This is a genomic window from Olleya sp. NP1-10, assembly GCF_055804415.1.
Map to the genome: position 1 here is coordinate 3,299,635 of NZ_CM147840.1, position 26,131 is coordinate 3,325,765.

A 26,131-nucleotide genomic window follows, 5' to 3' on the forward strand; every position below is an offset into this window, starting at 1 on the left:
AGCCAACAATAACAAGGTATTAACAAATAAAAGAAAGTAAGTTACTTTCCAATACAGAAGTTAGCAAATATATTACCTAGTAAATCATCACTTGTGATCTCACCAGTAATTTCGCCAAAATGGTACAACGCTTGTCGGATATCTATAGCCATAAGGTCTCCAGACAGTCCCATTTCTAGACCTGCTTTTACTTTTTGGATCTCTTCAAAGGCTTTTAGTAACGAGTCGTAATGTCTGGTGTTGGTCACGATAGTTTCGTTATTACGCAAAGCGCCTGTATTGACAAAACCTATTAATTTAGTTTTAAGCGCCTCTACCCCTTGACCCGTTTTAGCCGATAACAGATGAACGCCATCAAACTGAGCTTGTAAAGCCTCAACTTCGGTTGGAATTAAGGTATCTATTTTATTAGCGATAATGACTAATGGCTTTAACGGAAACTTATTTTTAATTTTTTCTATTTCAACGGTTAGACGTTGACTTTCAGTTTTAAATTCTTCAGCAGAAAATAATAACACGACCACTTGGGCTTGCTCCATTTTCTGGAAAGTTTTTTTAATCCCTATACTTTCAACCACATCCTCAGTTTCTCTAATTCCTGCGGTATCAATAAATCTAAACCCTATCCCTTCAATCACCAACTCGTCTTCAATAGTATCACGAGTGGTTCCTGCAATATCACTAACAATAGCACGCTCTTCGTTTAACAAGGCATTTAATAATGTAGATTTACCAACGTTAGGTTCTCCTACGATAGCTACCGGAATTCCGTTTTTAATCACATTACCAACCGCAAAACTGTCTATTAATCGTTTTAAGACAAAAGTAATTTTTTCGACTAGATCCTTAAATTGTTTGCGGTCTGCAAACTCTACGTCCTCTTCTGCAAAATCTAATTCTAACTCGATTAACGAGGCAAAATTCATTAATTCTGCTCTTAGTTTAGCAATCTCGCTAGAAAAGCCACCACGCATTTGTTGCATAGCAATTTGGTGTGACGCCTCGTTGTCACTAGATATTAAATCTGCAACCGCTTCGGCTTGGCTTAAATCTAGTTTTCCGTTTAAAAACGCACGTAAGGTGAACTCGCCAGCATTTGCCATGCGACACCCCTGTCTTAAAAACAATTGTATGATTTCTTGCTGAATATACACCGAGCCATGACAAGACACCTCAACTACATCTTCACCTGTATAAGAGTTGGGGTTTTTAAATACCGATACCAAGACTTGATCAATGGTACGTTTATCATCCATAATATGACCTAAATGGATGGTATGTGTGTTTTGTTTTGTAAGCTTTTTATTGCTTTTAACGGATTTAAAACAACTATCTGCAATAGCTATAGCGTCTTTACCTGATAATCTAATAATGGCTACTGCTCCTGCTCCAGAAGCGGTTGCTAATGCTACAATGGTGTCGTTATAAATCATATTGCAAAAATAGACATAAAAAAATCAATTTTTATATTTTATATTTGTGAGAAACACTAATTATCATGAAACATTATATATTACTTTTATTAGTTGCTACTTTTAGTTTGTCTTGTGTACAAGAACAAAAAAACCTATGGTTTATGGTACTAAAATTGGGGATTATGCTCCTACTTTTACTGCACAAACGCCAGAAGGCAAAGCCCTATCGCTTAACGATATTAAAGCCGATTTAATTATATTAGATTTTTGGGCTAGCTGGTGTGGACCTTGTAGACGTGAAAACCCTAACGTGGTAAAAATGTATAATAAATACCACAGTAAAGGTTTAGAAATAGTGGGTATCTCTTTAGACAAACAAGGTCATAAACAACGTTGGATAAATGCCATAGCACAAGATAAATTGACTTGGAAGCATTTATCTAATCTTCAAGGTTGGCAAGAGCCTATTGCAGCGACTTATGGTGTGCGCGCCATACCTGCAACCTATATTTTAGATGGAGAAGGTAAAATTATTGCTAAAAATTTACGTGGTAAAGCTTTAGAAAAAAGGTAGCAGAAATCTTAGATCACTAAATCTTTCCTGTTTTTTGCATGACATACAGTACAACAATGGGTATGGCTAAAACCAATACCATTGTTAAATCTGTTTTTAATAACCAAGGAGCTATTATTAGTGTTGTTACATAGCCACCAACTGCACCACCAAAATGTGCATCGTGACCAATGTTACCAATTTGTTTTTTCATTCCGTAGATAGAATATAGCAAATACCCAATACCAAACACCCAACCTGGAATTATAAAATTAATTTCCATCCATGGATCAAATAAAATAGCAGAATAAATAATACCCATAACTGCACCACTGGCTCCAACTGCACTATAATGGTAATTGTCTTTATTAAAAACCAAAGACAGTAAGCTACCTGCTACCAAGCTAACTAAGTAGATAACAATAAACTTAGTCTCTCCTACCCTTGCAATAACCAACCATGCAAAAAAGTATAACGTTATCATGTTAAATAATAGGTGCTGCGGATTAACATGTAAAAAGCCTGAACTAAACACCCTAAATTGCTCGCCTCTTTTTATAGCGCCAACGTTAAATTTATACTTTTCAAAAAACAAACGATCTTCAAATCCCTTATAAGAGATAATCACATTTGCAGCTATGATTATAATTGTTATAATATTAAAATTACCCATGGTCTAGATTAAGTTTAAATCAAATATAGCATATATTTGCAATAGCAAAATTAATAAGTATTCATGCAACTTTTAGCCTATATTTTAATTTATCCCTTTTTATGGTTAATATCAATACTTCCGTTTAGGCTATTGTATGCTTTTTCTGATGGATTGTATTTTTTAATCTACTACATTATTGGATACAGAAAAAAACTGTTAAAGAGAATTTACACCTCGTTTTCCCTAATAAATCTGAAGATGAAATTGTAAGTATCCGAAAAAAATTCTACCATCATTTATGTGATATGGTGGTTGAAGCTATTAAGTCTTTAACCATTAGTGAAAAACAAATGATGAAGCGCATGACGTTTCCTAACATAGAAGAAATCCATAAACATGAAAACAACAACCGAAGCATTGTGCTAATGTGTGCACACTATGGGAGTTGGGAATGGATTTTTATTTTACAAAATCATGTTAGCAGCAAAGGATATGCGGTTTACAAAAGGTTAGAAAACAAATATTTTGACAGGTTAGTCAAACGCATCAGAGCCAAATACAACTCGTATTTAATTACTACTAAAGACACCTTTGACACCTTACAAGAGGCTAAAAATAAAGGCGAATTAACCATTAATGGATTTGTGTCTGATCAAAGTCCTAAACCTTGGAAAGCACACCATTGGCTAGATTTTATGGGCATACATGTGCCTGCACATACAGGTGCCGAATTATTAGCTAAAAGATTAGACATGTCTGTGGTGTTTTTTGCTGTAAAACGTGTTAAAAGAGGGTTTTACGAAACAACCTTTAAAACCATTGCAGAACACCCAAACGACTATAAAGATTACGAGATTACTGATGCCTTTTTTAAGTTAGTAGAACAACAAATTGAAGCCGCACCACAATATTACTTATGGACGCATAAACGTTGGAAACATCGGGATAAGTCTCCAGAAGATTTCAAGTAAAACAAAAGCCCTTTATTAAATATAAAGGGCTTTTTTATGTGTTTAAAAGTGAAAAACGCTTAACGTTTTACAACTCGAACCAATCACTAACTCTAACATCGTTTTTGGGTATAAAACTTTTGTGTATAAACTCGTTGTTTGCTTTGTTATACTCATAGTCCTTAGCCCATTCTTCATGATTTTTGGCTAAAGCAATCAAGCTTTCGCAAACATAATCAACTTCATTGCACGTCGTTGTTGGATGAACCGATAAACGGATCCAACCTGGTTTACGGATTAAATCCCCTAACGAAATCTCGTTAACCAAATCATGCGACTGTTGTTGGTCTACGTGTAATAAATAATGACCATAAGTACCAGCACAACTACAACCACCACGTGTTTGTATCCCAAACTTATCATTAAGCAATTTAACCCCTAAATTAAAGTGTAAATTATCTATATAAAATGAGACCACACCTAAACGGTCTTTGTGATCTCCTGCTAAAATATGCAGATTATCCACACCGTCTAAATTTGTAAATATTTGATGCAATAACTCATGCTCACGATCTAACATGTTTTTAACACCCATTTGCTCTTTAAGCTTGATGGACAAGGCTGTTTTTATGGTTTGTAAAAAACCTGGTGTACCACCATCTTCACGATCTTCAATATTGTCAATATACTTGTGTTCTCCCCAAGGGTTAGTCCAGCTTACTGTACCACCTCCAGGACAATCTGGTATCATGTTTTTGTATAACTTTTTATTAAATACTAACACACCAGAAGTACCAGGTCCTCCTAAAAACTTGTGAGGCGAAAAGAAAACGGCATCTAAAGCTTCGTCTGGATGGTCTGGATGCATGTTTATATCTACATAAGGTGCAGAACAGGCAAAATCAACAAAACACACACCTCCATTTGCATGCATTAATTTTGCAATTTGATGGTAAGGGGTTTGTATACCTGTAACATTACTACCTCCAATAACTGATGCTATTTTTAAAGGGCACTCTTTATGTTTTTCTAAAAGAGTTTCTAAATTTTTTAAACTAAATAAACCGTCGTCACCAGCAGGAATAACTTCTACTTTAGCAATGGTCTCTAACCAAGAGGTATGATTAGAATGATGCTCCATATGTGATACAAAAACCACAGGTCTTATAGCGTCTGGAATAGTGGTATACTTTTGTATGTTTTCCGGTATTTTAATTCCTAAAATACGCTGAAATTTATTGACTACACTAGTCATACCGTTACCAGCAACAATTAAAACATCGTCTGCATTAGCATTAACGTGCCCTTTTATAATTTGTCTTGCTTTATGATAAGCATTAGTCATGGCTGTACCTGATACTGTAGTCTCGGTATGTGTATTAGCTACAAAAGGACCAAATTGATTTAGTAATTTATCTTCAATGGGTCTGTACAAACGTCCCGAAGCAGTCCAATCGGTATACACCATTTTTTGATTTCCGTAAGGCGATTCAAATTCTTGATGTATACCAACTATGTGCTGTCTAAACTGAGAGAAATACGTTTCTAATTTAGAGGTTTCTGTTCTATGTATGTTTGTATGATGCATAACCAATGATTTACAGTTAATATACTAAATATTTGCGATTTGTTTGATTTCGGCAATAATTTTATCTGCTAAATTATCTGCTTCAGTTTGGCTTTTAGCTTCCGTATAAATTCTAATAATAGGCTCGGTATTACTTTTACGTAAATGTGCCCAACTTTCAGCAAAATCTATTTTAACCCCATCAATAGTGGTTAAGTTTTCGTTGCTGTATTTGTCTTCCATAGCTTTTAAAATAGCATCAACATCAAGGCTTGGCGTTAATTGTATTTTCTTTTTACTCATAAAATAGCTTGTATACGTTTTACGTAATGCACTAACACTTAATTGTCTTTCGGCAAGTAAACTTAAAAATAAAGCCACACCTACTAACGCATCACGACCATAATGAGACTCTGGATAAATGATACCTCCATTACCTTCTCCTCCAATAACTGCCTTATTTTTTTCATTAAAGTAACGACATTTACCTCTCCAACTGCAGACGCTTCATAAGTTCCGCCATGTTTTTCGGTCACATCACGTAGTGCTCTTGTAGAGCTCATATTACTGACAGTATTTCCAGGATTTTGACTCAATACCCAGTCTGCACAAGCAACAAGTGTGTATTCTTCACCAAACATGTCTCCGTTTTCATCCATAAATGCTAAACGATCAACATCAGGATCTACCACAATACCAAAATCGGCATTATGTTTTTTAACCTCGTTTGACAAATCGCCTAAATGCTCTTTTAAAGGCTCTGGATTATGCGGGAAATGACCTGTTGGATCGCAATACAATTTAACAGCCTCTACACCTAAACGCTCTAACAATAAAGGAATTGCAATACCTCCTGTACTATTAACCCCATCGACTACAACTTTAAAATTAGCTGCTTCAATAGCTTTTTGATTAACGTATTCAAGCTCTAAAACTTCATCTATATGAATATCTATATAAGCATCGTTTTTAGTGATTTTTCCTAAATCATCAACTGCTGCAAATGACATGCTATCAGATTCTGCAATTTCTAATATTTTTTGTCCTTCTGCGCCATCTAAAAATTCACCTTTAGCATTAAGCAATTTTAAGGCATTCCATTGTTTAGGATTATGACTTGCAGTTAGGATAATTCCTCCATCTGCATGCTCCATTGGCACAGCGATCTCTACTGTAGGTGTGGTCGATAAATTTAAATCCACCACGTTAATACCTAATCCGACTAAGGTATTCATGACTAAATTTTGAATCATATCTCCTGACAAACGTGCATCACGACCCACCACAACTTTATAGTCTGTTTTATTACGTTGTTGTTTTAACCACGTCCCGTAAGCAGATGCAAATTTTACTGCATCAATTGGTGTAAGGTTATCTCCAACGGTTCCGCCAATGGTTCCTCTAATTCCTGATATAGATTTTATAAGTGTCATTATCTAAATTTGTTTTTAAGTTTTAAAAAATAGCCTTCAAAATATTTATACGATAAATGGGCTATTACAAATGTTAATGCAAAGGTCAATAAATGAATTAATACGATCATTAAAGTCGCGTTAATCTTTATTATTTTTTGCAATTCCAAAAATAAGTAAACTACAATGTATAATGCAATAACATTGTACATATATAATCCGTAAGATATCTGCCCCAAATAATTTAAGGCTTTATTTTTTATTTGTATGCCTTTGTTATTATGAGCTAAAGTATGCACAAACAACCCAAATAAAACCATGGATACTAGGTTAAACCAAACGCCTTCAATACCATGTAAAGCGGTTGTTGTAAAATACAATACTGTTAATGTAAAAATCGTGAGAGGTATTAAGGCTGTATATTTTAAAAACTCTAATTTTTTTTGCTCTTCTAAAATAGCCATTATACCACCAAAAAACATAAAGAAAAACACCATATTGTACTTTTTAAACACACTAAAATCATCAATATGAAATACAACAAAGTACACTACTGTTATTATTATTAATAGTTGTAATAATCTTTTTTTATTGACCAAACATAATATTGGTGCTACTAAAATATAAAACTGTTCCTCAATACCAATAGACCATAACACCTCTAAAATACCTCCTGGCATATACAGCTTTGCACTAATATTAGGCATAAAAAAAGTGGTTAACAAAACACTTTTTGTAAGCGAGTAATCGTTATTGAAAGCAACCCCTAATTTTGGTAAAATCAACCAATAAAAAATATATCCAAAAATCATGACTAAATAATACAGTGGAAAAATCCTTAATACACGCCTAGCATAAAACTTTTTGATAGAAAATGTCCCTTTTTGCTTTTTGTCATAAATTATTTTAATAATTAAAAAACCACTTAATACAAAAAACATATAAACAGCCTCTACACCACGATTAAAGATAGGCGCATCCATAAAGTACGGAAGTCCCTGATTTTTACATAATTGAGGTAAATGAAAAAATACCACCATACTGACTAGTACAAAACGTAACACATCTAAATTGGGTAATCGTATCAAATTTTAAAAGTTTACAGACTAAATTTATATATATTTATAAGATGAATTTTCTTGCACATATATATCTTTCCGGAGAGAACAAAAAAATAACCATTGGCAACTTTATTGCTGATGGCATCAAAGGTAACAAATATGATGATTTTGATGACCAAATCCAAATAGGGATACAATTACATCTTCAAATAGACACCTTTACCGATGCGCATCCTACGGTAAGGAAAAGTACTAAGCGCCTTCACAAAAATTACGGACATTATTCTGGTGTGATTGTAGATATATTATACGATCATTATTTAGCCAAAAATTGGTCAAAATATTCTGACATTCCGTTAGCTAATTATATTGATGATTTTTATCAAACCTTAGAAGACAACTTTGAAATTTTACCGCAACGCATACAAAAAATGATGCCTTACATGTTAGCCGATAATTGGCTACTAAGTTATGCGTCAATTGAAGGTATTGGAAAAGTCTTAGAAGGGATGAATAAACGCACTAAAAACAGATCTAAAATGAATTTAGCCGTAAATGAGTTAGAAGAATTTTACAATGAATTTGAAGCTGAATTTACTAGTTTTTTTGACGAATTAATTGCTTTTTCAAATCAAACCTTAGCCCAATTACAATCCTAATACTAATGAAAAAACTACTAATCGTCATCCTGTTTTCTAGCTTAATCTTTAGCTGTCAAAACAATAAAAAACGCGGATTAATAACAGATCATGCTATGGTGGTTTCTGCTAAAGCAGAAGCGTCTAAAATTGGAACAGCCATTTTAAAACAAGGTGGAAATGTTTTTGACGCTATGGTTGCTACAGATTTAGCTTTGGCTGTTTGTTACCCATATGCTGGTAATATTGGTGGTGGTGGTTTTATGGTGTATCGTTTAAAAGACGGAAGCATTGGTGCTTTAGACTATCGTGAAAAAGCGTCTAAACTAGCCACCAAAGACATGTATTTGGATAGTTTAGGCAATGTCATACCTGGTTTAAGTACTAAAGGAGCTTTAGCAGTTGGAATACCTGGTACAATAGCAGGCTTATTTGAGGTACATGACAGATTTGGATCACTTCCAATACAAACCATCATGCAACCTGTAATAGATTTAGCTAATAATGGCTATGTATTAACAGAAAAAGACCAAGCAGTCTTAGACGAGAAACGCCTAGCCTTTTTAGAAGTTAATAAAACACCTATTTTATTTAGTAAACCTTGGAAAGCTAATGATACCATAAAACAACCTAAACTAGCTAAAACACTTAAAGCGATAATGCAAAATGGACGTGATGAATTTTATAAAGGGGAAACAGCTAAAAACATATCAGATTTTATTCAAAAAAATGGAGGCATTATTACTACGGACGACCTAGCAAGCTATGAAGCCCAATGGAGACAACCAATTACTTTTGAGTATGACAATCTTAATATTATATCTATGTCTCCGCCTTCTAGTGGTGGGATTTGCTTAGCTCAAATCATGCTTCAGATTGAAGATTATAATTTAGATGAATTTGGTCATAATTCGCTTAAAGCCATTCAGGTTATAACTGAAGCTGAACGTCGTGCGTATGCAGACAGAAGTTATTATCTAGGAGATCCTGATTTTGTAACGATACCTCAAGACCAACTAATTAGTGAGCGTTATATTAAAAGTAGAATGTCTAATTTTAGTTTTGACGCTGCCACTCCTTCAAGTACTGTATCTCATGGCGAAGTACAAATTATTGAAAGTGACGAAACCACACACTACTCTATTGTTGATCAATTTGGTAATGCTATTGCAGTAACCACAACATTAAACTCAGGCTACGGATCTAAATTATATAGTCAAGAATTAGGATTCTTTTTTAACAACGAAATGGATGATTTTTCAAGTAAACCTGGTGTGCCAAACGTGTATGGATTAATTGGAGCGGAAGCCAATGCCATTTTACCAGAAAAACGCATGCTAAGCTCTATGACACCAACTATTGTTGAAAAAAACGACCAACTGTATATGACTTTAGGTACGCCTGGTGGATCCACAATAATTACCTCTGTGATGCAAACTATTTTAAATGTACATGAATTTGGTATGACTATGCAAGACGCTGTAGATGCACCAAGATTCCATCACCAATGGTTACCAGATACTATAAGAATGGAACCTGATTCGTTTTCTAAACAATTAATTGAGCAATTAAAAGCAAAAGGCTACATTATAAACGAAGAAAATGCTGATGTTATAGGAAAAGTAGATGGCGTTTTAATACTAGACAATGGACAATTAGAAGCTGGAGCAGATAAACGTGGTGATGACACCGCTTTTGGGTTTTAAACCCATTTATTAATACTATTTTTACAAAAAAATAATTGCTTAAATTTATGAAACCAAAAAAAATATTAAAAATAGTCGCTGGAGTAATTATATTTATCACACTACCAAGTCTTCTGTTTTTTGGATTTTTATATTTTAAATATAACGAAGAATTACCTGTAGGCTCACAACCTGAAAAAGCAGAAATATTAGCTCATAAAATGTTAATCGCATTAAACTCGTCAGCATATGAGGCAACTAGTATCATAGAATGGACTTTTAAAAATAGACACCATTACAAATGGAACAAAAAAGAAAACACTTGTGAAGTGAGTTGGAAAAACTACAAAGTCATTTTAAATCTTAACAATCCAAATACAAGTGAGGTTTACATAGATAAACTTAAAGTGGAAAAGGCTAACAATGCAGACCTAATCAAAACTGCAACAGATTATTTTAATAATGATTCGTTTTGGTTGGTTGCTCCTTACAAAGTCTTAGACAAAGGTGTATCACGAAGCATAGTTAAACACAATGGTAGAGATGCCTTATTAGTCACTTATAATCAAGGCGGAAGTACACCAGGAGATTCTTATTTATGGATTTTAGATCAAGATTATAAACCTACTACATTTAAAATGTGGGTTGACATATTACCTATTGGAGGCTTGGAAGCGTCATGGGATAGTTGGAAAACTACAAGTACAGGAGCACAATTACCGACACATCATAAATTGTTATTTTTAGGAATCGAATTAGATAATATTAAAACCAGTAAATAAACAAAAGGTTATTTACTGGTATTTTAGTTGTCTAATTTTCACTTTCCTTTTTGGCCTACAAAATGTTGTTCTTTGGACTTAAACAATACATTAAATGTGGTTAAGCTTCCGTAGATACGTGTAATATACTGTTGTAAATCCACTTTTTCTTGTGACTCTAAGTTACTAGAGTTAACCTTTTGTTCCATAACCCTAAGTCTATCTCTGACCATGGTTATTTTCTTAAAAAAATCGTCTATTTTAATTTCTTTACTTTTTAAATTGCTGTCTGCTGGCTTTAACTCTAACATTCCGCCTTTCCACTTATCGCCAATTGGCACTATTTCCGAGACATCGCTATAAGATTTTAAAATCTTTACCAAACTACTTTCAATATCAAAAAAACTAACCGTATCTACTTCGTTTTTAGTCGTTTCGATGATTTCAAAAGTATCATCTAATGCTATGGTTTCTAATCCATTTTCAATAAAAGTCACCCAATAGTGTTTGCTATCGATGTTAGTGACAACGCCTTTACCATGTTCGGGATGATTAATTCTAGACCCTATTCCTAATATTTCCATTTTTATGATGTTTAGTCCTTTCAAAAATAACAATAATTAATAAAATCCTAACAAACATCGTTTTTAAAAAGAATTACAAAATGCGTATCTTTGCTATCTTGTCTATCTCTGGATAAAGCTTAAAAATGCTATGAAAAATTTTGAAGAAAACATTGAGGTTAAAGGTGCTAGAGCACATAACCTTAAAAATATTGACGTTACCATTCCGCGTGAAAAACTAGTGGTTATTACTGGTTTATCAGGTAGTGGTAAATCATCATTAGCATTTGATACCATTTATGCCGAAGGACAACGTCGTTATATCGAAACGTTTTCGGCTTATGCAAGACAATTTTTAGGTGGATTAGAACGTCCTGATGTAGACAAAATTGATGGTTTATCTCCTGTTATTGCTATTGAGCAAAAAACGACTAGCAAATCACCAAGATCTACAGTTGGTACTATTACTGAAATTTATGACTTTTTACGTCTATTATATGCCAGAGGTAGTGATGCCTACAGCTATAATACTGGAGATAAAATGGTAAGTTATAGTGATGATCAAATCAAACAATTAATTACCGAAAGTTATAAAGGCAAGCGCATTAATATATTAGCTCCTGTAATTAGATCCAGAAAAGGACATTATCGCGAGTTATTTGAGCAAATTGCTAAACAAGGCTTTGTAAAAGTACGTACCGATGGTGAGATTAAGGATTTAGTGAAAGGCATGAAACTAGATCGTTACAAGACGCATGATATTGAAATTGTAATTGACAGATTAAAAATTGATGATGGTGTAGATAATGATAAACGCTTAACCGAAACCATTAATACTGCTATGTATCATGGTGATGATGTGTTAATGATTATTGATCAAGACACACAAGAGGCACGTTATTTTAGTCGTAATTTAATGTGTCCAAGTTCTGGTATTTCTTACCCAAATCCAGAACCTAATAATTTTTCATTTAACTCGCCAAAAGGAGCTTGTGATAATTGCAATGGTATTGGAACATTGTACCAAGTCAACGAAAATAAAATCATACCTGACGACTCATTATCCATTAAAGCTGGTGCATTAGCACCTCATGGTCCAGAAAAAAGAGTTGGATTTTTAAACAGTTTGAAACGATTGCCGAACGTTATAATTTTAAACTTACAGATTCGTACAAATCCATACCAAAAGAAGCCAAACAAATCATTATGTTTGGTGGTAATGAAAAATTCTCTGTAGAAAGTAAAACCTTAGGCATTACTAGAGATTATAAAATAGATTTTGAAGGTGTTGCTAATTTTATTGAAAGCCAATATAAAAATGCAGAGTCAACGTCTTTAAAACGTTGGGCTAAAGATTACATGGATAAAGTGACTTGTCCTGTTTGTGAAGGTGCAAGACTTAAAAAAGAATCGTTATACTTTAAAGTTAACGGTAAAAATATAGCCGAACTAGCTAATCAAGACATTAGTGATTTAGCAATTTGGTTTAAGCAATTACCAGAATTTTTATCCAAGAAGCAAATTAAAATTGCTGAAGAAATTATAAAGGAAATTAATGCCAGACTTCAGTTTTTATTAGATGTTGGACTAGATTATTTATCCTTAAACCGAAGCTCAAAATCTTTATCTGGTGGAGAAGCACAACGCATTAGATTAGCCACTCAAATTGGGTCTCAGTTGGTTGGTGTCCTTTATATATTAGACGAACCAAGTATAGGTTTACACCAACGTGATAACGAAAAGCTAATAAATAGCTTAGTGTCTTTACGTGACATTGGTAACTCTGTTATTGTTGTAGAGCATGATAAAGACATGATAGAACGTGCAGATCACGTGATAGACATAGGTCCAAGAGCAGGTAAACATGGTGGAGAAATTATTAGTCAAGGGACACCTAAACAGCTTTTAAAAGAAAAAACATTAACAGCGCAATACCTTAATGGGAAACAAGAAATTGAAATCCCTGAAAAGCGACGTGAAGGTAATGGGCATGTCTTAGAGCTAAAAGGTTGTACAGGTAATAACTTAAAAAATGTATCGGTTAAATTTCCGTTAGGAAAAATGATTGGTGTTACAGGTGTTTCTGGTAGTGGTAAATCTACTTTAATTAATGAGACCCTCTACCCTATTTTAAATGCACATTATTTTAATGGTGTTAAAAAACCAATGCCTTACAAAAGCATTAAAGGTTTAGAGCATATAGATAAAGTTATTGATATAAATCAATCTCCAATTGGTCGCACACCAAGAAGTAATCCTGCTACTTACACCAAAACTTTTGACGAAATCCGTAGCCTTTTTGCCAAGATACCAGAAGCTATGATACGTGGTTATAAACCAGGACGTTTTAGTTTTAATGTGGCTGGTGGACGATGCGAAACCTGTAAAGGTGGAGGTTTACGTGTTATTGAAATGAATTTTTTACCTGATGTATATGTCGAGTGTGAAACCTGTCAAGGAAAACGTTTTAATCGTGAAACACTTGAAATTAGATATAAAGGAAAAAGTATTAGTGATGTTTTAGATATGACTATAAATGAAGGAGTTGACTTTTTTGAAAACATTCCTAAAATCCATAAAAAACTTAAAACCATCAAAGATGTTGGGCTAGGATACATTACCTTAGGACAACAAAGTACAACGCTGTCTGGTGGTGAAGCACAACGTATTAAATTGGCTACCGAATTAAGTAAACGTGATACTGGGAATACTTTTTATATCTTAGACGAACCTACTACAGGCTTACATTTTGAAGATATCAGAGTGTTAATGATCGTATTAAACAAATTGGCAGATAAAGGTAATACGGTATTGATTATTGAACATAATTTAGACGTCATTAAAACCGTAGACCATATTATAGATATTGGGTATGAAGGCGGAAAAGGTGGTGGTCAAGTCATTGTGGAAGGGACACCCGAAAAAGTTGCAAAACATAAAAAAAGCTACACAGCTAAATTTTTAAAAAAAGAATTAAAATAATATTAAAGTAAATGAGAAAAGAACAACATCCAAAAGGTTGGAACGAGAAAAAAACAAACGATTCTTGGGCGATTTTTAAAATCATGGGAGAATTTGTTAACGGATTTGAAAAAATGAGTGCCATAGGACCTTCTGTGTCTATTTTTGGTTCTGCACGTACTAAACCAGATCATAAATACTATAAACTAGCCGAAAATGTAGCTTCAAAAATTGTAGATGCTGGCTATGGTGTGATTACAGGTGGTGGACCTGGTATTATGGAAGCTGGTAACAAAGGTGCACATTTAGCAGGAGGTACATCTGTTGGATTAAATATCGAATTACCGTTTGAACAACATGATAATCCATATATTGATTCTGATAAAAGCTTAGATTTTGACTACTTTTTTGTTAGAAAAGTAATGTTTGTAAAATACAGTCAAGGTTTTGTTGTAATGCCTGGAGGTTTTGGGACATTAGACGAGTTATTTGAAGCTATTACCTTGATACAAACTAATAAAATTGAAAAGTTTCCAATTATATTAGTAGGAACAGATTTTTGGTCTGGATTAATGGATTGGGTAAAATCTACTTTACTAGATAAGTTTGCTAATATTAGCGATGGTGACTTAGATTTAATACATTTAGTGGATACAGCTGAAGAAGTTGTAGATATTTTAGACAGTTTCTATAAAGATTATGGATTAAGTCCTAATTTCTAAACACACAAACAATGAAAAAGTCTCTTTTTTCATTATAACATTACTAAGTTTTACTGGTGTCTTCGGGCAAGACACCTTTAAAACTATGTTTTACAACCTATTAAACTTCCCGCTTCAAGAACCCTCTACTTCAAGATTATCAGAGTTAGATATTATTTTATCAGACTATCAACCTGATCTATTTATGGTTTGCGAACTTAATAATGAGTCTGGCGCAAATTCAATTTTAAACATGATGCAACAAAGCATCAATCCAGACTACCAAATGGCTAATTTTGTTTTAAACACAAGCGATGACACTATTAGCGACCAAAACGACTTACAAAATCTAATCTATTTTGATAGCTCAAAATTCACTTTAGATAACCAAACTGTAATCACTACCATTTACAGAGATTTTAACCATTATACTTTAAAATTAAATACTGTAAACCAAAATACAAACCCAATTACTCTTAATGTTATAGTATGTCATTTAAAAGCTTCTAGCGGTACAGACAACCAGCAACTACGCTTGCAAATGGCTCAAGACTTAACTGCTTATTTAGATGGTTTTTCTGATGATGATTATTTTATACTAGCTGGAGATTTTAATGTGTATACCAATTCAGAACCCGCTTTTCAAGAATTTATTAATCCAACAAACACGATTACTTTTACAGATCCTGCAAACCGTATGGGAAGCTGGCATAATAATAGTAATTATGTAGATGTATTTACGCAATCTACAAGAACAGCAACTGGTTTAGGCGGAACAACGGGTGGATTTGATGATAGGTTTGATTTTATAATGACAAGTACCTCATTAAGTAACAACACAGGTTTACAAGTACAACCCAATAGTTATCAAGTTTTTGGTAATAACAATAATATAGATTGTTGGAATAGCGCTATTAATAGTAATGATTGTTCTGGGACATTATTTTCTAGCACTATTAGAGAATCACTTCATAATTTTAGTGATCACCTTCCTGTTACCTTAAACTTTGAAACCAATCAAAATTTTTTAAATCTGACCGAATTTACTAAAAACCCTGTTGTTTTTGAAATTATTGGCACCAACCTAATTGATAATACATTAGCTTTAAAAATAAATAACACACAAAATAAAAAACACAAGATTCACATTTACAATAGTTTAGGTCAAAAATTAAAAACTATTGTATCTTCTAACAAAACTATTTTGACAGATGTTTCGTATTTATCACAAGGAATATATTATATTTCATTAGATAATATTGCTGTTAAACCCTTAAAGTTTGTAAAAATACATTGAAGCTAAATCATTATTTATTAATTTGTTTTTTACTTTTAAGTCTTTCGGCTTTAAGCCAAAATAGCATGACTATTGATGCTGATTTTGATACCACAAAGCACAGTATTAAAATTACTCAAAACATAAAATACCAAAATACTACAAATCAAACTTTAGATACCATTTACCTTAATGATTGGAGCCATAGTTACTCTTCCAAAACGACTCCTCTAGCAGATCGGTTTGCAGATGAATTTAAAACCACATTCCATTTTGCTAATAATGAAGACAGAGGTTTTACTGCCATAACAGCTATAAAACAAGAAGGCCAAGACGTTTATCATCAAAGATTAAAGCAGCATCCAGATGTTATAAAAGTCGCGTTAAAAAATCCTTTAGCACCAAACGAAACCTATGATTTATCATTAAATTACATTGTACAAGTCCCTAATAATAAATTCACGCGTTATGGACTTACAAGTGATGGACAATACAACTTACGCTTTTGGTACATAACTCCTGCTGTATTTGACGGAACTTGGCATTATTATAGCAACAAAGACTTAGATGACCTTTATGTCAATCCTTCTGACATAACACTAAAAGTTAATTACCCAAATAACTTTAAACCCATAACAGAATTAGATTTAGTTGAAAACAATACTATTAGAGATAGGACAACATCCATTTTTAGCGGAAACGACAGAATAAACACTAAATTCTCGTTAGTTACAACAAACGATTTTAATACAGTTGAAACAGACTTTTTTAGTATTCAATCTAATTTAGATAACGAAGATTTACCTGCTACTGATGTTGCCATTTTATCGGATAGGGTTGCACAATTTATCACTAAAAACCTTGGACAATATCCTCATAAAAAAGTCTTACTAACTTGGATTGACTATAAAAAAGACCCAATTTATGGTTTAAATCTATTACCAGATTTTATTAGACCTTTTGAAGATAGTTTTCAATATGAACTTAAAATACTTAAAACAGCTTTAAAAGTATATTTAGAAAACACCTTACTAATAAACCCTAGAGAAGAACAATGGTTATTAGATGGTATTCAAGTGTATTACTTGATTAAATATGTAGAAGAGTATTATCCAAATCAAAAGATTCTAGGAAAGCTATCCAAAGTTTGGGGTGTCCGAGCGTTTCATGCCTCAGACTTAAATTTTAACGACCAATATTCGTTTTTATACATGCACATGGCTCGTACAAATATTGACCAACCTATTGGTATGGCTAAGGATTCGTTGTTAAAATTTAACAAAAACATTTCTAACAAATACAAAGCTGCTGTTGGTTTAAAATATCTGGATGACTATGTTGGAGATTCTGTTGTAGACCAAACTATAAGCGAGTTTGTAAAACAAACTAAGCTTAAACGAACAACGCCTGAAGATTTTGAAACCTTGATAGCTTCAAAAACCGATAAGAATATTGATTGGTTTTTTAATGACTATGTAAAGACTAATAAAAAAATAGATTTCAAAATAAAAAAGGTCAAAAAAACTGAAGATTCTATTACCATAACCTTAAAAAACATACGTAATAATGCAATGCCTATTTCTTTATTCACTTTAAAGAATGACAGCATAACCTCTAAACAATGGATTGAGGGTTTTGATGGTACAAAAAAAATAACCATTGCTAATGATAATGTTGACCAATTAGCCCTTAATTATGATTATACAATTCCGGAATTTAACCAACGTAATAACTATAAAAAACTGAATGGTTTTTTCTTAACTAATAAACCACTTCAATTTAGATTATTTAAAGACATTGAAGACCCTAATTACAGTCAAGTCTTTTTTATGCCAGAATTTGAATATAACTTTTATGATGGGTTATCTCCTGGTTTAAAATTATACAACAAAACGTTACTTAGTAAACGTTTCTTATACAAAATCAGTCCAAAATTTGGGTTTAAAAGTAAACAAATAGTTGGTAGTGCATCTTTAATATATAACGCACGTCCTGAAGATTCTGATAATTATCGTACACGTTATGGTTTATCTGGTAACTATTATAACTATGCGCCTAATTTAACTTACACCTCTTTTACACCATTTATCGATTTTAATTTTAGAGACCATAAAAACCTAAGAGATAATAAACGCGAATTTTTATCTTTTAGATACGTCAATATAAATAGAGAGGTTGATCCAACAGGAGAATTTGAAACTAATGGAGAACCAAAATACTCGGTTTTTAATACCAAATTTGGTATTGTAGATAATAACTTAAAAGATTACGCCTCATTATTTACAGATTTACAATTAGCTAAAAACTTTGGTAAATTATCTGCTACATTAGAGTTTAGACATTTAAACGAACGCAACAAACAATTTAACCTAAGACTATTTTCTGGTGTGTTTTTATACAATGACACCTATCAAGATTCAGACTTTTTTAGCTTTGCTTTAGACAGACCAACAGACTATTTATTTGATTATAATTATTTAGGTCGAAGTGAACAAACGGGAATATTGAGTCAACAGATTATAATTGCGGAAGGTGGTTTTAAATCTAAATTAAGACAACCATTTGCTAACCAATGGATGACCACTGCCAATACCAGCACAACCCTTTGGAGGTATATCATGTTGTATGGTGATGCAGGAATTATAAAAAGCCATAATTTTAAACCTAAGTTTGTATACGATTCTGGTATCAGATTAAATTTGGTCGAAGATTATTTTGAGCTATACTTCCCTATTTACTCCAATTTAGGTTGGGAGATTGGACAACCTAATTATGACGAAAAGATTAGATTTATAGTCACACTGTCCCCTAAAACACTTTTAGGACTATTTACACGTCGTTGGTATTAATAAATTCTTAACAGAATTAGATATAATCCTATTTTTTTACAGATTATTAACTCAATCAATCTATTTTTTAAATAATTCTTATTTTTTAAGCATTTTCGATATTGCAAAACCCACAAATATTCAGTAAATTTGTTATCAAATAACACCATTATATATGCAAACAGAAGCTAACACCAATAAAGATCTATCTTTTGACGATTTCAAAACAGAAGTACTTAACGACTATAAAGTTGCTGTAACCAGTAGAGAATGTAGTTTACTTGGACGTCGTGAGGTCTTAACAGGAAAAGCTAAGTTTGGTATTTTTGGAGACGGTAAAGAAGTACCACAACTTGCTATGGCTAAAGCCTTTAAAAACGGAGACTTTAGATCTGGTTATTATCGCGACCAAACATTTATGATGGCTATTGGTCAATTAACAATCCAGCAATTTTTTGCTGGTTTATATGCTAATACAGACTTAAGTCAAGAGCCTATGTCTGCAGGTCGCCAAATGGGAGGGCATTTTGCCACACACAGTTTAGACGCTAATGGTAACTGGAATAATTTAACACAACAAAAAAACTCAAGCTCTGACATCTCTCCTACTGCTGGACAAATGCCTAGATTATTGGGATTAGCTCAAGCTTCGAAAATTTACAGAAATGTAAAAGGCATTGATACAACAAACTTTTCTGTTGAAGGAAACGAAGTCGCTTGGGGAACCATAGGTAATGCCAGTACTAGTGAAGGTCTATTTTTTGAAACCATTAATGCTGCTGGTGTTTTACAAGTACCAATGGTTATAAGTGTTTGGGATGATGAATACGGAATCTCAGTACACGCTAGACACCAAACTACAAAAGAAAATATATCTGAAATCTTAAAAGGATTCCAACGTGATAAAGATGCTAATGGTTATGAGATACTTCGTGTCAAAGGTTGGGATTATGCCAACTTAATTGCAACTTATGAAGAAGCATCAAAAATAGCTAGAGAAGAGCACGTACCTGTTTTAATTCATGTTAACGAGTTAACACAACCTCAAGGTCACTCGACTTCAGGGTCACATGAACGTTATAAAGATAAAGCACGTTTAAATTGGGAAGCCCAAAATGATTGTAATGTAAAAATGAGAACTTGGTTAATAGACAATAATATTGCTACTGACGAAGAATTACAAACCATAGAAAAAAACATAAAAAAACAAGTTAGAGATGCAAAAAAAGCTGCTTGGTCTAATTATTTAGAACCAGCTTTAGCTGAAAAAAATGAAATTGTTTCGCTTTTACAAACCGTTGCAAATTCAAGTCCTAACAAAGTTTTTATTGAAAAAATAGTAAACGAATTAGAAGACTCTAAAGAACCTAATAGAAAAGATGCTGTGCAAGCAGCAAGAAAAGCGTTACGTTATGTTATTTCTGAAAACACTTCAGAAAAACAACAATTATTAGATTGGATTGATGCGTTTTTTGAAAAAGTTCAACCTTTATATAGTTCAGATTTACATAACGATTCTGAAAGCGCTGCTATACATGTAAAAGAAGTTAAGCCAACCTATAATGACGATACTGAATCTGTAGATGGACGTGTGGTTTTAAGAGAAAACTTTGATTATATATTTAACAACTATCCAGAAACTTTAGTATTTGGTGAAGATGCAGGAAATATTGGAGATGTAAACCAAGGTTTAGAAGGTTTACAAGAAAAATATGGCGAACTTCGTGTTGCTGATGCAGGAATTAGAGAAGCTACTATTTTAGGACAAGGAATTGGTATGGCAATGCGTGGTTTACGTCCAATTGCTGAAATCCAGTACTTAGACTATATCATGTATGCTTTACAAATTATTAGTGATGACTTGGCAACATTAAGATATCGTACAAAAGGACGTCAAAAAGCACCTTTAATTATTCGTACGCGTGGTCATAGACTAGAAGGTATTTGGCACTCTGGGTCACAAATGGGAGGTGTATTAAATTTAGTAAGAGGTATTCACGTTTTAGTACCAAGAGACATGACTAAAGCTGCTGGTTTTTACAATACATTATTACAAAGTGACGAACCTGCTTTAGTCGTAGAATGTTTAAATGGTTACCGTTTAAAAGAGCAATTACCATCTAATATAGGTGAATTTAAAACACCTATTGGAGTTGTTGAAACTGTAAAAGAAGGAGAAGATATTACTTTAGTGTCGTACGGATCAACCTTAAGAATTGTACAACAAGCTGCTAAAGAGTTAGCTGAAGTTGGGATTAACGCTGAAATTATTGATGTACAATCTTTATTACCTTTTGATTTAAATCATGATATTGTCAAAAGTGTACAAAAAACTAACCGCTTAATGGTTATTGATGAAGATGTACCTGGAGGAGCTTCGGCTTACATTTTAGATCAAGTTTTAAACAAGCAAGAGGCTTTTAAATTTTTAGACAGTCAACCTAAAACATTAGCTGCAAAACCACATAGACCAGCTTATGGTACGGATGGAGATTATTTTTCTAAACCATCTGTTGAAGATGTCTTTGAAGCTATTTATGATGTTATGCATGAGGCTAATCCTAGCACTTACCCAAAATTAAGATAATTAACATCAGTTAATTTAAATAATATTAAGCCCATCTAAATAATTAGATGGGCTTTTTTTATATCTTTAAAACCTATACTTAAAACATGTCCAACAATTCAAACCTTACCACAAGAGACTGGCTAGCTATAGAGCGTACTAAACTTGCAAACGAACGCACCTTTTTAGCCTATTTCAGAACATTCTTAGTTATTTTAGGTACAGGAATAACCATATTAAAGCTAGATCTTCTAGCAGACTTAAAAACCTACGGAATAATTCTAATAGGTATTGCTCCTGTAATATTACTAATCGGAATTCTTAGATTATTTACTGTAAAACGCACTATCAAAAAACATTATAAAGTGTAAATTTGGTATCGATTCCGTCAAGCGGAAAAAATAATAACATAAATGAAAGCAGTATCTGTAGTTACTATACGTAAAGAATTAAAACATAAATCTAACGAAGAATTAGCTCAACTATGCCTAAGACTGTCTAGGTTTAAAAAAGAAAACAAAGAACTTTTAACCTATTTATTATTTGAAGCTGATAGCGAAGCGGGATATATTGATACTGTCAAAGCAGAAATAGACGAACAGTTTGAATTGATCAATACAGATAGCTTTTTTTACATCAAAAAAAGTGTTCGAAAAATATTAAGAAACACAAAAAAATATATTAGGTACTCACTGAATAAGGAAACTGAAGTTGAACTACTACTCTATTTTTGTAAGAAGCTTAAAGTAATGAAACCCTCTATTTCTAGAAACACTACCTTGACCAATATTTATGATAGAAATATTGAAGCCATAACTAAAAAAGTTTTAGCGCTTCATGAAGACTTACAATACGATTATACTTCTGAGTTAGAGGACATGTAAATTTCATAATAAAAAAAGCCAACTTTACGTTGGCTTTTTTTATTATGAAAAATCAAATATTTTATGCAGTTTGCATCTCATGCTTACCTTCATAAACTTCTTCAATTAACTTTTTATTAAAGGCTGGCAAATCATTTGGATTACGACTAGTAACCAAACCTTCATCTACAACAACTTCACTATCTTCCCACATGGCTCCAGCATTTACCAAGTCTCTCTTAATAGAGTTAAACGATGTTACTTTACGTCCTTGTAATACTCCAGCTTCTGCTAATAACCATGGTGCATGACAAATTGCTGCTACTGGTTTTTTATTTTCAAAAAACGATTTTATTAATCTAATAGCATCATCGTTTCGTCTTAAAACATCTGGATTAATGACTCCTCCTGGTAACACTAGTGCATTATAATCACTTTGTGATACTTGATTTATGGTTTTGTCAACGTCATATTCTGTACTCCAATTTCCGTCGTTCCAAGATTTAATTTTTCCTGATTGTTCAGAAACAATATGTACGTCTGCTCCTGCTTCTTTTAAAGCATTCATTGGTTCTTTTAATTCACTTTCTTCAAATCCATTTGTTGCTAAAATTGCAACTTTCTTTCTCTCTAAGTTTTCCATTTTCTTTTTTTGGTTTTGTTATTAATAATTCGATTCTCATCTAAATTACTATAAACATTAGCCTTTCAAGAATTTAAGACATGGTTTAACTTGTATTTAATAGGAAATGTTAAAGCTTATAATAGTAGTGTTAAAAGCTACAGCAATACGTTAAAGGATTTAACTATTTAGGTTCAATAATTAAAAAAACAGCTGTACTGTCTCCAACGTTTAGAACTTCATGTTCTGTTAATACATCTTTATACCAAGTAACTCCTGTTGGTACAGGTACTACTCTTTCTCCTTTATGATCTATCATTTTAAAAGTACTTCCTGCTAAAGTGTATCCAAAATGTGGTTTATGATAATGTTTTTGGTGACCAACATTTAGTGGAAAGGTACATTTTAAGATGCGTTGTTTTTTAGTTTCATTTAAAACCTCACACACTTTTTCCCCGTTCCAACCTGCTTCTAAAGGGTCTGGTAAAACTTGAGTTGTTTTACAAGACATTACTATCATTAAGACAAAAAAATAAGGTATTAATTTCATGATATTAATTTTACTACTATATAAGGTAAAGCCTAATTAGCTCATAATTTTAAACAACATCTCTTTTAGCAAATCGCCTTGTGGCACAGCATTACTGTCTACACCTTTACTTTTACCATCAAACTCTCTTAAGATAGCTATAACTTGGCTGACTTTACGCATTGGATATTGTCTTGCAGCTTCTAAATATTCGTTTACAAAATAAGGGTTTACGCGTAATGCAGAGGCTACAGCACGTGGATTACGATCTGTCATTCCATGAAGTTGCAACAACTGAGAAAAAACTAAACAATAAAGATACAGTTAAAACCATAGGATTGGCTTTTGGGTTTTCGGCAAAATAATTAATTATTTTAAACGCTTGAGCAGTGTTTTTTGCACCAATAGCTTTACGTAACTCAAAGTTATTGTAATCTTTACTTATTCCAATATTCTGCTCAATATGATCTGGGGTAATCTGTGTGTCTTTTGGTAAAACTATTTGAAGTTTTTCTAACTCGTTACTTAATTTACTTAAGTCGGTCCCTAAAAACTCAACTAACATTTGTGAGGCTTTTGGAGTTATAGAATACCCTTTAGGTGAAAGTACACGTCTTATCCAATCAGGAACTTGATTTTCGTATAACTTTTTACTCTCATAAACATATCCTGATTTTTTTATTTCTTTATAAACCGCTTTTCGTTTATCAACTTTTTTATACTTATAACATATAACCAAAACAGTTGTAGGTTGCGGGTTTTTAGCATAGCTAGCTAATTGATCAATGGTTCTTGCTAAATCTTGAGCCTCTTTAACTATGACTACCTGACGTTCTGCCATCATAGGAAAACGCTTAGCATTACTTACAATGTCATCCACAGTAATGTCACGACCATATAAAACCATTTGGTTAAAGCCACGCTCCTCTTCTGTTAAAACAGTGTCTTCAATAAAATCCGAAATTTTATCAATATAATAAGCTTCCTCACCCATTAATAAATAGATAGGTTTTAGTTGCTTATTTTTTATATCAGTTACTAGCTTTTTGACTTCGTCCATTAAAAAAAATCACCAATTTTGTGTAGTGCAAAAATTAAATTTCCCTACATATTCGTTTCGATTCAAAAATAGCGAAAATAAAGTTTCTATTTTTGATGTTATTCGTAAAAAATTTGTGATTCTACAACCTGAAGAATGGGTTAGACAACACTGCGTGCATTATTTAATTGAAGTTAAAAAATATCCTATCTCGTTAATTAATGTAGAAAAGGAACTTAAAGTCAATGATTTAAAAAAACGCTATGACATTGTGGTTTTTAATACAGACGGAAGCATCCATTTAATTGTGGAATGTAAAGCACCAAAAATTAATATCAAACAAGATACCTTTGACCAAATAGCACGCTACAACTTAGTACTTAATGCAACATATTTAATGGTTACCAACGGTATTAATCATTATTATTGTAACATGGATTTTGATGCAGAACAGTATCATTTTTTAAAAGACATCCCAGAATACACAAAATGAAAATAGCAGTTGTAATATTAAATTGGAACGGAATTAAATTGTTAGAACAATTTTTACCTTCTGTAGTTGAATACTCTAAAGAAGCAGTGATATATGTCGCAGACAATGCTTCTACGGATGATTCTGTAGCGTATGTAAAAGCTAATTTTCCTGATATCAAAATAATTCAAAACACAACAAATGGTGGTTATGCAAAGGGATATAATGATGCTTTAAAACATGTCAAAGAAGATATTTATTGTTTATTAAATAGTGACATTGAAGTTACTCCTAATTGGTTAATACCTATTATTAATACGTTTAAAAACGAATCTGAAACAGCAATTATACAACCCAAAATTTTAGATTTTAAAGACAAAACTAAATTTGAATACGCTGGCGCTGCAGGTGGCTTTATTGATAAATATGGATATCCATACTGTAGAGGTCGTATTTTTAATACTATTGAAGACCACCACAACCAATACCCAAGCACGACTATTTTTTGGGCTTCAGGCGCTTGCTTTTTTATAAGAAAATCAACATTTGAAGTATTAGAAGGCTTTGATCAATCGTTTTTCGCTCACATGGAAGAAATAGATTTGTGTTGGAGAGCTTTTAATAAAAACTATATAACCAAATATATTAATGAATCGCTAGTATATCACGTTGGAGGCGCAACCTTAGATGCATCACATCCAAAAAAACCTATTTAAATTTTAGAAACAGTCTATTTACTCTTACAAAAAATGCTAATGGTAATTTGTTTATTTTAGTCTTAACAAGACTAATTTTAGATGGTATTGCTGCTTTAAAATTTTTAACCGAATGGAAGCCTAAACACATCATTGCCATACTAAAAGCACATTTTAGCTATTACAAAAACTTAAGTACACTTTTAAAATGGCGAAAAAATAACACACAAAAGGCAAAATATTTTAATCAAAAATCCGTTGTATGGTCTTACTTTGTAAGTAAGAAACATAAATTTAATCAATTTTAAATCTTTTAGTA

Annotated in this window: 19 protein-coding genes and 4 pseudogenes; 14 read left to right on the forward strand and 9 right to left on the reverse strand. The window is 32.6% G+C overall.

What is annotated here, in order from left to right:
• Positions 1-41 precede the first annotated feature (41 nt).
• Positions 42-1,433 carry a tRNA uridine-5-carboxymethylaminomethyl(34) synthesis GTPase MnmE gene (gene mnmE / locus AC0L4B_RS15510; protein WP_473437711.1) on the reverse strand — a complete coding sequence of 464 codons (1,392 nt, stop codon included), beginning with the start codon at positions 1,431-1,433 and terminating at the stop codon, positions 42-44.
• A 136-nt stretch (positions 1,434-1,569) separates the two neighbouring features.
• On the opposite strand from mnmE, the gene AC0L4B_RS15515 reads away from it, so the two are divergent.
• Complete coding sequence (locus AC0L4B_RS15515; protein WP_473437712.1) at positions 1,570-1,989, forward strand: peroxiredoxin family protein; 420 nt, start codon at positions 1,570-1,572, stop codon at positions 1,987-1,989.
• Positions 1,990-2,005: 16 nt separating this feature from the next.
• On the opposite strand, the gene AC0L4B_RS15520 is transcribed toward AC0L4B_RS15515, so the two are convergent.
• Entirely contained in the window at positions 2,006-2,641 is a 636-nt protein-coding gene (locus tag AC0L4B_RS15520; RefSeq protein ID WP_473437713.1) for a rhomboid family intramembrane serine protease, read from the reverse strand.
• A gap of 245 nt (positions 2,642-2,886) precedes the next feature.
• Here AC0L4B_RS15520 and AC0L4B_RS15525 point away from each other — a divergent pair, with 245 nt between their 5' ends.
• Positions 2,887-3,594, forward strand: a complete 708-nt coding sequence (locus AC0L4B_RS15525; protein WP_473439454.1) for a lysophospholipid acyltransferase family protein — start codon at positions 2,887-2,889, stop codon at positions 3,592-3,594.
• Between the two features lie 67 nt (positions 3,595-3,661).
• On the opposite strand, the gene AC0L4B_RS15530 is transcribed toward AC0L4B_RS15525, so the two are convergent.
• The 3 genes and pseudogenes from AC0L4B_RS15530 to AC0L4B_RS15540 form a co-directional block, all read right to left on the reverse strand.
• Positions 3,662-5,161: an aminotransferase class V-fold PLP-dependent enzyme gene (locus tag AC0L4B_RS15530; RefSeq protein WP_473437714.1), complete on the reverse strand. Its 1,500-nt coding sequence runs from the start codon at positions 5,159-5,161 to the stop codon at positions 3,662-3,664.
• A 24-nt stretch (positions 5,162-5,185) separates the two neighbouring features.
• Positions 5,186-6,573, reverse strand: a pseudogene (gene glmM, locus AC0L4B_RS15535) (phosphoglucosamine mutase).
• Positions 6,573-7,640, reverse strand: coding sequence for an acyltransferase family protein (locus AC0L4B_RS15540; RefSeq protein ID WP_473437715.1), 1,068 nt, complete (start codon positions 7,638-7,640; stop codon positions 6,573-6,575). Before AC0L4B_RS15540 ends, glmM begins: the two are co-directional and overlap by 1 nt.
• Positions 7,641-7,681: 41 nt before the next feature.
• Here AC0L4B_RS15540 and AC0L4B_RS15545 point away from each other — a divergent pair, with 41 nt between their 5' ends.
• The 3 genes from AC0L4B_RS15545 to AC0L4B_RS15555 are packed head-to-tail and all read left to right on the forward strand — an operon-like array spanning position 7,682 to position 10,718.
• Positions 7,682-8,272, forward strand: coding sequence for an acyl carrier protein phosphodiesterase (locus AC0L4B_RS15545; RefSeq protein WP_473437716.1), 591 nt, complete (start codon positions 7,682-7,684; stop codon positions 8,270-8,272).
• 5 nt (positions 8,273-8,277) lie between these two features.
• The gene (gene ggt / locus AC0L4B_RS15550) at positions 8,278-9,957 is read left to right on the forward strand and encodes a gamma-glutamyltransferase (RefSeq protein WP_473437717.1); all 1,680 of its coding nucleotides are present in this window, start codon (positions 8,278-8,280) and stop codon (positions 9,955-9,957) included.
• 47 nt (positions 9,958-10,004) lie between these two features.
• A complete protein-coding gene (locus AC0L4B_RS15555; protein ID WP_473437718.1) occupies positions 10,005-10,718 on the forward strand; it encodes a hypothetical protein in 714 nt (237 codons plus the stop codon).
• Between the two features lie 38 nt (positions 10,719-10,756).
• Here the strand turns inward: AC0L4B_RS15555 and AC0L4B_RS15560 are convergent, their stop codons facing one another.
• Positions 10,757-11,281: a hypothetical protein gene (locus tag AC0L4B_RS15560; protein ID WP_473437719.1), complete on the reverse strand. Its 525-nt coding sequence runs from the start codon at positions 11,279-11,281 to the stop codon at positions 10,757-10,759.
• A 130-nt stretch (positions 11,282-11,411) separates the two neighbouring features.
• On the opposite strand from AC0L4B_RS15560, the pseudogene uvrA reads away from it, so the two are divergent.
• The 7 genes and pseudogenes from uvrA to AC0L4B_RS15595 all read left to right on the forward strand — a co-directional run bounded on the left by uvrA (position 11,412) and on the right by AC0L4B_RS15595 (position 22,476).
• Positions 11,412-14,242 (forward strand): annotated as a pseudogene (gene uvrA / locus AC0L4B_RS15565) (excinuclease ABC subunit UvrA).
• Between the two features lie 11 nt (positions 14,243-14,253).
• A complete protein-coding gene (locus AC0L4B_RS15570; RefSeq protein WP_473437720.1) occupies positions 14,254-14,943 on the forward strand; it encodes an LOG family protein in 690 nt (229 codons plus the stop codon).
• Between the two features lie 85 nt (positions 14,944-15,028).
• Positions 15,029-16,219 carry a hypothetical protein gene (locus AC0L4B_RS15575; RefSeq protein WP_473437721.1) on the forward strand — a complete coding sequence of 397 codons (1,191 nt, stop codon included), beginning with the start codon at positions 15,029-15,031 and terminating at the stop codon, positions 16,217-16,219.
• 65 nt (positions 16,220-16,284) lie between these two features.
• The gene (locus AC0L4B_RS15580; protein WP_473437722.1) at positions 16,285-19,047 is read left to right on the forward strand and encodes a gluzincin family metallopeptidase; all 2,763 of its coding nucleotides are present in this window, start codon (positions 16,285-16,287) and stop codon (positions 19,045-19,047) included.
• Positions 19,048-19,201: 154 nt separating this feature from the next.
• Entirely contained in the window at positions 19,202-21,613 is a 2,412-nt protein-coding gene (locus tag AC0L4B_RS15585; RefSeq protein WP_473437723.1) for an alpha-ketoacid dehydrogenase subunit alpha/beta, read from the forward strand.
• Positions 21,614-21,699: 86 nt separating this feature from the next.
• Positions 21,700-21,963, forward strand: coding sequence for a DUF202 domain-containing protein (locus tag AC0L4B_RS15590; protein WP_028291153.1), 264 nt, complete (start codon positions 21,700-21,702; stop codon positions 21,961-21,963).
• A gap of 42 nt (positions 21,964-22,005) precedes the next feature.
• Entirely contained in the window at positions 22,006-22,476 is a 471-nt protein-coding gene (locus AC0L4B_RS15595) for a hypothetical protein (protein WP_473437724.1), read from the forward strand.
• Positions 22,477-22,537: 61 nt separating this feature from the next.
• On the opposite strand, the gene AC0L4B_RS15600 is transcribed toward AC0L4B_RS15595, so the two are convergent.
• The 3 genes and pseudogenes from AC0L4B_RS15600 to holA form a co-directional block, all read right to left on the reverse strand.
• Complete coding sequence (locus AC0L4B_RS15600) at positions 22,538-23,098, reverse strand: type 1 glutamine amidotransferase domain-containing protein (RefSeq protein ID WP_473437725.1); 561 nt, start codon at positions 23,096-23,098, stop codon at positions 22,538-22,540.
• A 163-nt stretch (positions 23,099-23,261) separates the two neighbouring features.
• Positions 23,262-23,627: a cupin domain-containing protein gene (locus AC0L4B_RS15605; protein ID WP_473437726.1), complete on the reverse strand. Its 366-nt coding sequence runs from the start codon at positions 23,625-23,627 to the stop codon at positions 23,262-23,264.
• A gap of 36 nt (positions 23,628-23,663) precedes the next feature.
• A pseudogene (holA, locus tag AC0L4B_RS15610) lies at positions 23,664-24,666 on the reverse strand (DNA polymerase III subunit delta).
• Between the two features lie 25 nt (positions 24,667-24,691).
• Here holA and AC0L4B_RS15615 point away from each other — a divergent pair.
• Positions 24,692-25,138, forward strand: coding sequence for a type I restriction enzyme HsdR N-terminal domain-containing protein (locus AC0L4B_RS15615; protein ID WP_473437727.1), 447 nt, complete (start codon positions 24,692-24,694; stop codon positions 25,136-25,138).
• A pseudogene (locus AC0L4B_RS15620) lies at positions 25,135-26,120 on the forward strand (glycosyltransferase family 2 protein). The gene AC0L4B_RS15615 and the pseudogene AC0L4B_RS15620 overlap by 4 nt, the downstream one beginning before the upstream one ends.
• The last annotated feature ends 11 nt before the right edge of the window (positions 26,121-26,131 follow it).

What these genes read in the sequence shown, in the direction of transcription:
- AC0L4B_RS15600 (WP_473437725.1), bottom strand. Translation starts at nt 23,098, where the DNA reads ATGGAAAACTTAGAGAGAAAGAAAGTTGCAATTTTAGCAACAAATGGA.
- AC0L4B_RS15515 (WP_473437712.1), top strand. Translation starts at nt 1,570, where the DNA reads ATGGTTTATGGTACTAAAATTGGGGATTATGCTCCTACTTTTACTGCA.
- AC0L4B_RS15560 (WP_473437719.1), bottom strand. Translation starts at nt 11,281, where the DNA reads ATGGAAATATTAGGAATAGGGTCTAGAATTAATCATCCCGAACATGGT.
- AC0L4B_RS15580 (WP_473437722.1), top strand. Translation starts at nt 16,285, where the DNA reads ATGACTATTGATGCTGATTTTGATACCACAAAGCACAGTATTAAAATT.
- AC0L4B_RS15585 (WP_473437723.1), top strand. Translation starts at nt 19,202, where the DNA reads ATGCAAACAGAAGCTAACACCAATAAAGATCTATCTTTTGACGATTTC.
- AC0L4B_RS15590 (WP_028291153.1), top strand. Translation starts at nt 21,700, where the DNA reads ATGTCCAACAATTCAAACCTTACCACAAGAGACTGGCTAGCTATAGAG.
- ggt (WP_473437717.1), top strand. Translation starts at nt 8,278, where the DNA reads ATGAAAAAACTACTAATCGTCATCCTGTTTTCTAGCTTAATCTTTAGC.
- AC0L4B_RS15575 (WP_473437721.1), top strand. Translation starts at nt 15,029, where the DNA reads ATGTTTTACAACCTATTAAACTTCCCGCTTCAAGAACCCTCTACTTCA.
- AC0L4B_RS15520 (WP_473437713.1), bottom strand. Translation starts at nt 2,641, where the DNA reads ATGGGTAATTTTAATATTATAACAATTATAATCATAGCTGCAAATGTG.
- AC0L4B_RS15570 (WP_473437720.1), top strand. Translation starts at nt 14,254, where the DNA reads ATGAGAAAAGAACAACATCCAAAAGGTTGGAACGAGAAAAAAACAAAC.
- mnmE (WP_473437711.1), bottom strand. Translation starts at nt 1,433, where the DNA reads ATGATTTATAACGACACCATTGTAGCATTAGCAACCGCTTCTGGAGCA.
- AC0L4B_RS15595 (WP_473437724.1), top strand. Translation starts at nt 22,006, where the DNA reads ATGAAAGCAGTATCTGTAGTTACTATACGTAAAGAATTAAAACATAAA.
- AC0L4B_RS15555 (WP_473437718.1), top strand. Translation starts at nt 10,005, where the DNA reads ATGAAACCAAAAAAAATATTAAAAATAGTCGCTGGAGTAATTATATTT.
- AC0L4B_RS15530 (WP_473437714.1), bottom strand. Translation starts at nt 5,161, where the DNA reads ATGCATCATACAAACATACATAGAACAGAAACCTCTAAATTAGAAACG.
- AC0L4B_RS15545 (WP_473437716.1), top strand. Translation starts at nt 7,682, where the DNA reads ATGAATTTTCTTGCACATATATATCTTTCCGGAGAGAACAAAAAAATA.
- AC0L4B_RS15605 (WP_473437726.1), bottom strand. Translation starts at nt 23,627, where the DNA reads ATGAAATTAATACCTTATTTTTTTGTCTTAATGATAGTAATGTCTTGT.